Consider the following 7,876-nt stretch of genomic DNA (forward strand, 5'->3'; position numbering starts at 1 on the left):
GGTCGATGTCCGAGGCCGCGCGCCAGCTCGACATCAGCCCTGCGGCCGTGGCCCAGCAGATGCGCGGACTGGAGCAGCTGCTGGGCGTGGCGCTGCTGGTGCGCCATGGCCGCAGCGTGCGCCCCACGGCCGCGGGCGAGCGCTTGTTCGAGCGCGGCCGGCAGCTGGTGCAGGACTGCGATCAGCTGCGCGAATGGGTGGCGAGCGACACCGACCATGGCGAGTTGCGGCTGGGCACGGTCAACACCGCTTTACATGGCTTTCTGCCCGATGTAATGCGCGCGTTTGTCGCGCGCCACGAGAGCGTGCGCGTGTCGGTGCGCGTGGGCATGACGCCGGATTTGTACACCGCGCTGTTGCAGTCTTCGCTCGATGCGGCGCTGTGCCTCAAGCCTTCGTTCGATCTGCCCAAGACGGTGAGCTGGGCGGCGTTGCGCCAGGAGCCGCTGGTGTTGCTGGTGCCGGGCGCCGACGCGGGCCAGGACCCGTTGCAGCTGCTGCGCACGCGGCCGCTGGTGCGCTATGACCGCGAACTCGCGGGCGGCAAGCTCGCGGACCGCTATCTCAAGGCGCTGGGAATCACGCCCAGGGAAAGGCTGGAACTCAATTCGGTGCTGGCGGTGGCGATGATGGTCGAGCAGGGCCTGGGCGTGGGGCTGGTGCCGGACATTGGGCAGGCGCTCACGCGCCAGCGCCCCATCCGCGCGCTGGCCTTGCCCGCGCTGCCGCATGGGCACGGCCTGGGCTCCAGCCCGGTGCGCGAATTGGGCCTGTTGTGGCTCAACACGTCTACGCGCATACGCTGGGTGCGCAGCCTGCTGGAGTGCGCGCAGGCCGAACGCTAGACCGAAGCGGTTTAGCGTGGCGGATTATGAATGGCCGTAGCCTGGGGTTGGGGGCTTGCGGATGATTTTTGGGCTTTCTGATTTTCCAACCACTGCAGGATTTTCTGCCCGGTACGAAATAATGCCAAAAACAAAATCACCACGAAAGTGATGAAAATCACATCATGGACTACATAGTGCATGAAAACGCCCTGATCGATTGCATGCTGCAAGCTTATCCGAGAGTGTTGTATCGCGTCGTAAATTCGGCGTAAATTCGTCGGGTATCCCTCTGTAGGCGAGTGCCGACAGGTGTGTCGTTGCGGAGAATTTACGCCGAATTTATGTGCGCGGGCTTTGTAGGCATAGAAATTTTACGCGGGCTGCGCGAATACTTGGACATGGCTATTTCGCCATCAAGATTCGATAAATTTCTATGCGTTTCGATACCAATAATATTCGAGGGATTGCGGCTCTTTTCACGGGATTTCTGTTGTGCGCGGTATCCGGCCAGGCGCGCGCTCAATTCTCGGGAAATGTCGCGCTGACGTCCGACTATGTATGGCGCGGCTCGTCGCAGACGCGTGAGAACCCTGCGTTACAGGGTGGTTTCAAGTACGCCCACGATTCGGGCTTCTATGCCTCCATCTGGGGCTCGGGCGTCAAGTTCGTGCCCGACAACGGCGCGGGCTCGGAGTTCGATCTGGTCGCGGGCTGGAGCGGCAAGGTCTCCCCGGACTGGGCGCTCGATCTGTACCTGCTGCGCTACCAATACCCGTCAGCGACTGCGCGCCTGAACTGGAACGAGCTGAACGCCAGCGCCACCTGGCGCGACAACTATTGGCTGGCGCTGGGGAATTCCGACAACGCGATGGCCAGCGGCATGCGGGGCACCTATGTGCTGCTCGGTGCGCGCGCGCCGATCAGCGAACAGTGGCGTGTCGAGGCCAGCGTTGCGCGCTACCTGCTCGACGGCCGCTATGCGGACAGCTACACCCATGGCGCCGTCGGCGTGGTCTGGGCCTTCAAGGCACCGTTCGAAGCCCGCCTGACCTTGCATGCGACCGACTCCGCGGCCCGGCGCCTTTTTCCCGGCATGGCTGGCAGCCGCGCGGAGTTCGCGCTGCAGGCCGCTTTCTGAGGGCCGTGCCATGCGACACGCCTCTTCGTTCCTCTGGCATCCACGGAGCCTTGCACCATGATTGAATTCTCCCTGTTTCTCGCGCTGGTGGTCGCACTGGGTTGGCCCTTGGGCCATTACCTCGCGGCCGTGATGCGCGGCGCGCCCATGCGCAGCGACCGGCTGTTCGGCTGGCTCGAACGCCCGCTCTATGCCTTGCTGGGCACGCGCCCCGAGATCGGCATGGGCTGGCGCGGCTATGCGGGCGCCTTCCTGCTGAGCAACCTACTGCTGGCGCTGGTGGTCTGGACGCTGTTCATGACCCAGGCCTGGCTGCCGCTCAACCCCGACGGCGTGCCCAACATGCGCTGGGATCTGGCGCTGCACACCATGGTGTCGTTCCTCACGAACACCAACCAGCAGCATTATTCCGGCCAGGCACAGCTGTCCTATCTGTCGCAGATGACCGGCATCGTCGGCCTGCAGGTCGTCACGCCGGTGATGGGCCTGGCCGTGGTCGTCGCCACCTTGCGCTGCCTGTTCGGCGGGCGCCAGGCGCAGACCGCGCAGCGGCCCGAAGGTGAAGCGCTGGCGATCGACGTCGGCAATTTCTGGGCCGACGTGGTGCGTGCCACGCTGCGCTTCGTGCTGCCGCTGTGTCTGGTGCTGTCGCTGCTGCTCACGTGGCAGGGCGTGCCCGCGACGCTGGCCGCCGGCCCGGTCGCCAGCCCCGTCGACGCCACGGCCGAGTTCCGTGAACAGAAGATTCCGCTGGGCCCCGTGGCGCCGATGGTGGCGATCAAGCAGCTGGGCAGCAACGGCGGCGGCTGGTACGGCCCAAACAGCACGGTGGCGCTGGAGAACCCGACGCCGCTGTCGAACTTCCTGCAGCTGCTGGCGATCGCGCTGATTCCCGTGTCCATCATTTTCATGATCGGCCCGTTCACCGGGCGGCGCCGTTTCGGCGCCATGGTGTTCGGCACGATGCTGGCCATGTCGGTGATCTCGACCGGGCTGTCGCTCTGGTCGGAGGCCTACTCCGGCAGCGCCCAGGACATCGCGCTGATGGAAGGCAAGGAAGTGCGCCTGGGCGCCGAAGCTTCGGCGCTGTGGGCGGCCACGACCACGCAGATCAACAACGGCTCGGTCAATCTGATGCTGGACTCGGCCGCGCCGCTCACGGGCCTGGTGGCGATGTCCAACATGCTGATCAACGCCATCTGGGGCGGCGTGGGCTGCGGGCTGCAGCAGTTCATCGTCTATCTGCTGCTGGGCGTGTTCATCGCCGGGCTGATGACCGGGCGCACGCCCGAGCTGTTCGGCCGCAAGATCGAAGCGCCTGAAGTCAAGCTGCTGGCCGTGCTGGTGCTGTGGCAGCCGCTGGTGATACTGGGCTTCACTGCCGTGACGCTGGCCGTGCCTGGCCTGGCCGGCAACTCCAATCCGGGCTTTCACGGCATCAGCCAGGTGTTCTACGAGTACGTCTCGGCCTTCGCCAACAATGGCTCGGGCTTCGAGGGGCTGGGCGATGCCACGCCCTGGTGGAATCTCTCCACCGCCTTCGTGCTGGCCGCGGGCCGCTACCCCGCGCTGCTGATTCCGCTGGCCATCGCCGCCATGCTGGCGCGCAAGCGCCGCGCACCCGAAAGCGCGGGCAGCCTGCAGGTGGAAACGCCCACTTTCGCGCTCACGCTGACCGGCATCGTCGTCATTCTCACGCTGCTGCAATTCATGCCCGTGCTGGTGCTGGGCCCCGTTGCCGACCACCTCGCATTGACACAGCTGCTGGCACGTTGAAGGAAATTTCATGAATACTGCAAACCACTCCACGCAGGGCCATCAAAGAGCGTTGATCGACGCCTTTGTCAAACTCGCGCCGCAGCACATCGTCAAGAACCCGGTGATGGCCGTGGTCTGGGCCGGCACGCTGCTGACCGGCGCCGCAACGCTCGCCGGCCTGTCGGCGCCGGGCTTTGGCTGGGCCGTGACGACCATCCTGTTTCTCACCGTGCTGTTCGGCAACTACGCCGAAGCCGTGGCGGAGTCGCGCGGCCGCGGCCAGGCCGCGTCGCTGCGCAGCGCGCGCAAGGATCTGATGGCGCGGCGCATCGATGTCAACGGCCAGGAGGCGACCGTGCCTGCTTCCGAGCTGCGTCCCGGCGATCTGGTGCTGGTCGAAGCCGGGCAGCTGGTGCCCGCCGACGGCGAAATCGAACAAGGCCTGGCGACCATCAACGAAGCCGCGGTGACCGGTGAATCGGCGCCCGTTCTGCGCGAAGCCGGCACCGATCGCTCGGGCGTGATCGGCGGCACCAAGGTGCTGTCGGACCGCATTCTGGTGCGCGTCACGGCCGAGCCCGGCCACAGCTTTCTGGACCGCATGATCGCGCTGGTCGAAGGCTCGAACCGGCAGAAGACGCCCAACGAGATTGCGCTGGGCATCCTGCTGATGGTGATGACGCTGACCTTCACCATCGTGGTCGTGACGCTGCCGTTCATCGGCGGTTTCGTCGGCGTCGAAGTCAACTTCGTGCTGCTGATCGCGCTGCTGGTATGTCTGATTCCGACGACCATAGGCGGGCTGCTGCCGGCGATAGGCATCGCGGGCATGAACCGCGCGCTCAAGGCCAATGTGCTGGCCAAGTCGGGCAAGGCCGTCGAAGTCGCGGGCGACGTCGATGTGCTGCTGCTCGACAAGACCGGCACCATCACCTACGGCGATCGCCAGGCCACGGCGTTCCATGCGATTGCCGGCGTGGATGCGGCGCAGCTGCGCCAGGCCGCGCTGCTGGCTTCGCTCGCCGACCCCACGCCCGAAGGCAAGTCGGTGGTCAAGCTGGCGCGCGAGAAGGGCGAGCAGATCGTCGAGCCGGAGAATGCGCACTTCGTGCCGTTCTCGGCGCAAAGCCGCATGTCGGGCGTGGACCTGCCCGGCGAGCGCGTGATACGCAAGGGCTCGCTGGACGCGATCAGCGCGCATGTGCAGGCGCTCGACGGCCATGTGCCGGCCGAACTCGAGGCGCGCGTGGCCCAGGTGGCGCGCACCGGCGCCACGCCGCTGGTGGTCAGCGACGGCCGCCATGTGCTGGGCGTGATCGCACTGTCGGACGTGATCAAGCACGGCATCAAGGAGCGTTTCGCGCGGCTGCGCGAGATGGGCATCAAGACCGTGATGATCACCGGAGACAACAAGCTCACGGCCGCGCATATCGCGGCCGAAGCCGGCGTCGACGATTACATCGCCGAAGCCCGGCCTGAAGACAAGCTGGCGCGCATCCGCGCCGAGCAGGCCGAAGGCCGGCTCGTGGCCATGGTCGGCGACGGCACGAACGACGCGCCCGCGCTGGCCCAGGCCGATATCGGGCTGGCGATGAATTCGGGCACGCAGGCGGCGAAGGAAGCCGGCAACATGGTCGACCTGGACTCCGACCCGACCAAGCTGCTGGCCGTGGTCGAGATCGGCAAGCAGCAGCTGATCACGCGCGGCGCGCTGACCACGTTCTCGCTGGCCAACGATGTGTCGAAGTACTTCGCCATCCTGCCCGCGCTGTTCGCGGTGGCGATTCCGCAGATGGCCGCGCTCAATGTGATGCAGCTGTCCAGCCCTTCGAGCGCGGTGCTGTCGGCACTGATCTTCAACGCCGTGATCATTCCGCTGCTGATTCCGCTGGCGCTGCGCGGCGTGCGCTTCAAGCCCGCGAGCGCCACGGAACTGCTGCGCAACAACATGCTGGTCTACGGTCTGGGCGGCCTCATTTTGCCGTTCATCGCCATCAAGCTGATCGACGTCGTGCTGTCGACGCTCTTTGTTCTCTGAGGTCATAGCCATGAGCATTCCCACTCTTTCCCGCGACGCGCTCGCCGTCACCCTGCGCGACGACGCCGCGCCGCAAGCACCCTGCACCTGCGACAAGGGCCTGCTGCGCGGCGCGGTCGGCCTGACCGTGATCGCGCTGGCCGGTTTCGGCTTTCTCTACTCGCTGGCCGGCGTAGGCCTGGGCCAGGCGCTGTTTCCGGCCGCGGCCAACGGCAGCCTGATCGAGCGCGACGCCCGCGTGGTCGGCTCCGCGCTGGTCGCCCAGCCGTTCACCAGCGCGCGCTATTTCCAGTCGCGGCCTTCGGCCGCGGGCTACGACATGATGGCGCTCGCGGGCAGCAACCAGGCGCGCACTTCGCCCGAACTGCGGGCCCGGCTCGAGCAGGCGCGCGCCGCCGTCGCCCAGCGCGAAGGCGTGGCGCCCGCGGCCGTGCCGTCGGACCTGGTCACGCAGTCGGGCAGCGGCAGCGATCCGCACCTGAGCCCGCAGGCCGCGCAGATCCAGATCGCGCGTGTGGCGCGCGAACGCGGCATGGCGCCTGAAGCGGTGCAGGCGCTGGTCGCCCAGCACACCGAAGGCCGGCAATGGGGCGTGTTCGGCGCGCCGCGCGTGAATGTGCTGGCGCTCAATCTCGCGCTCGACCGCGCGGGGAGCGGGCGATGAGCGCAGGCCTGAGCGTGGGCGTGGCCGCGGGCCGCGAACAGCTCGAGATGGTGGTGCTGGGCGCGACGCCGCCCGTGTGCAGCGCGCGCTTTCCGTCGAATGCGATAGGCTGGGCCGCGGTGCGCGGCTTTCTCGCGGGCCAGCGCCTGCCGGTGCGCATGGCCGTGGCCGGCGTCGCCGCGCTGGGCTTTGCGCTGGCCGTGGGCAATGCCAACGACAGGCGGGTGCTGATCGTTTCGCCCACGGTCGCGAAGTCGGCGCTCAAACTGGCTGTGCATGCCAGGAATAATCTGTAGGCTTGAGGCATGGGAAATCGAAACATGAACCGCTGGATGCCGCTCCATGGGCTTTGAACATGCACAACAGGCGGACGCGCTGATCGGCTCGCTGCGCCGCGAGGCCGCGGGCCGGCTCACGGTCTTTCTGGGCGCATCGCCGGGCGTGGGCAAGACCTACGCGATGCTGACGCGCGCGCGCGAGCTGTACCGTCAGGGCAAGGACGTGGTCATAGGCATGGTCGAGACCCATGGCCGCGCCGAGACGCTGGCGCTGGTCGAAGGCCTGCCCCTGCTGCCGCGCAAGAAGGTCGAATACCAGGGCCGCTGGCTCGAGGAGATGGATCTCGATGCGCTGCTGGCGCGCCGGCCCGCGGTGGCGCTGGTCGATGAACTCGCCCACCGCAATGCGCCGGGCAGCCGGCACGAAAGGCGCTGGCAGGACGTCGATGAGCTGCTGGACGCGGGCATCGATGTCTACACCACCATCAACATCCAGCACCTCGAAAGCCTCAACGATGTGGTGCACCAGATCACCGGCATACGCGTGAGCGAGACGGTGCCGGATTCGGTGTTCGACCGGCTGCGCGATATCCGGCTCGTCGATCTGCCGCCGCGCGAACTGATAGAGCGCCTCAACCAGGGCAAGGTCTATCTGCCCGAGCAGGCGAGCCAGGCGCTGCAGGCGTTCTTCTCGCCGTCGAACCTCACGGCCTTGCGCGAACTTGCGATGCAGACCGTGGCCGACCATGTCGATATCGACCTGCGCGAAACGCGCGCGGCGCGCGGCCTCGACGGTCTGTCCATTCAGCGCCATGTGCTCGTCGCCATCGACGGCCGCGGGCAGTCGGAGTACCTGGTGCGCGCCGGCTGCCGCATCGCCGAGCGGCGCGGCGCGCCCTGGTCGGTGGTCTGCGTCGAGGCCGGCAGGACCGTGGTGGCTGATTTGGATGCGATCGCCAGCCGGCGCGGCACGGCCACGGGCGAGGCGCAGCAGCGCCAGCTCGAACTCGACAAGGCCTTCGCGCTGGCGCGCAGCCTGGGCGGCAGCACCGAAATCCTGCACGGCACGGACGTGGCCCAGGTGCTGCTCGACGCCGCGGCGGCGCGCGGCGCGCGCTCCATCGTCATCGGCCGCACGCGCGAACGCCCGATCGCGCGCATCTTCAACCGCAC

General features: G+C 67.1%; 7 protein-coding genes. All 7 read left to right on the forward strand.

The features are described from left to right. On the forward strand, nucleotides 1-845 hold an 845-nt coding region (locus KHY18_RS26425), incomplete at its 5' end, for a LysR family transcriptional regulator (RefSeq protein WP_213307300.1). Nucleotides 846-1,260: 415 nt separating this feature from the next. Next, nucleotides 1,261-1,965: a TorF family putative porin gene (locus KHY18_RS26430; protein ID WP_213307303.1), complete on the forward strand. Its 705-nt coding sequence runs from the start codon at nucleotides 1,261-1,263 to the stop codon at nucleotides 1,963-1,965. Nucleotides 1,966-2,022: 57 nt separating this feature from the next. Continuing rightward, nucleotides 2,023-3,741, forward strand: coding sequence for a potassium-transporting ATPase subunit KdpA (gene kdpA / locus KHY18_RS26435; RefSeq protein WP_213307305.1), 1,719 nt, complete (start codon nucleotides 2,023-2,025; stop codon nucleotides 3,739-3,741). Nucleotides 3,742-3,751: 10 nt separating this feature from the next. Next, complete coding sequence (gene kdpB, locus KHY18_RS26440; protein WP_213307308.1) at nucleotides 3,752-5,761, forward strand: potassium-transporting ATPase subunit KdpB; 2,010 nt, start codon at nucleotides 3,752-3,754, stop codon at nucleotides 5,759-5,761. Between the two features lie 10 nt (nucleotides 5,762-5,771). Further along, nucleotides 5,772-6,425 carry a potassium-transporting ATPase subunit KdpC gene (gene kdpC, locus KHY18_RS26445; protein WP_213307310.1) on the forward strand — a complete coding sequence of 218 codons (654 nt, stop codon included), beginning with the start codon at nucleotides 5,772-5,774 and terminating at the stop codon, nucleotides 6,423-6,425. Then, the gene (locus KHY18_RS26450) at nucleotides 6,422-6,721 is read left to right on the forward strand and encodes a hypothetical protein (protein WP_213307312.1); all 300 of its coding nucleotides are present in this window, start codon (nucleotides 6,422-6,424) and stop codon (nucleotides 6,719-6,721) included. The genes kdpC and KHY18_RS26450 overlap by 4 nt, the downstream gene beginning before the upstream one ends. Before the next feature lie 46 nt (nucleotides 6,722-6,767). Next, the coding region (locus tag KHY18_RS26455; RefSeq protein ID WP_213307314.1) for a universal stress protein at nucleotides 6,768-7,876 on the forward strand (1,109 nt) is incomplete at its 3' end.

Source organism: Acidovorax sp. CCYZU-2555, from assembly GCF_018413525.1.
GTDB lineage: Bacteria > Pseudomonadota > Gammaproteobacteria > Burkholderiales > Burkholderiaceae_C > Comamonas.

What these genes read in the sequence shown, in the direction of transcription:
- kdpB (WP_213307308.1), top strand. Translation starts at nt 3,752, where the DNA reads ATGAATACTGCAAACCACTCCACGCAGGGCCATCAAAGAGCGTTGATC.
- KHY18_RS26430 (WP_213307303.1), top strand. Translation starts at nt 1,261, where the DNA reads ATGCGTTTCGATACCAATAATATTCGAGGGATTGCGGCTCTTTTCACG.
- kdpA (WP_213307305.1), top strand. Translation starts at nt 2,023, where the DNA reads ATGATTGAATTCTCCCTGTTTCTCGCGCTGGTGGTCGCACTGGGTTGG.
- kdpC (WP_213307310.1), top strand. Translation starts at nt 5,772, where the DNA reads ATGAGCATTCCCACTCTTTCCCGCGACGCGCTCGCCGTCACCCTGCGC.
- KHY18_RS26450 (WP_213307312.1), top strand. Translation starts at nt 6,422, where the DNA reads ATGAGCGCAGGCCTGAGCGTGGGCGTGGCCGCGGGCCGCGAACAGCTC.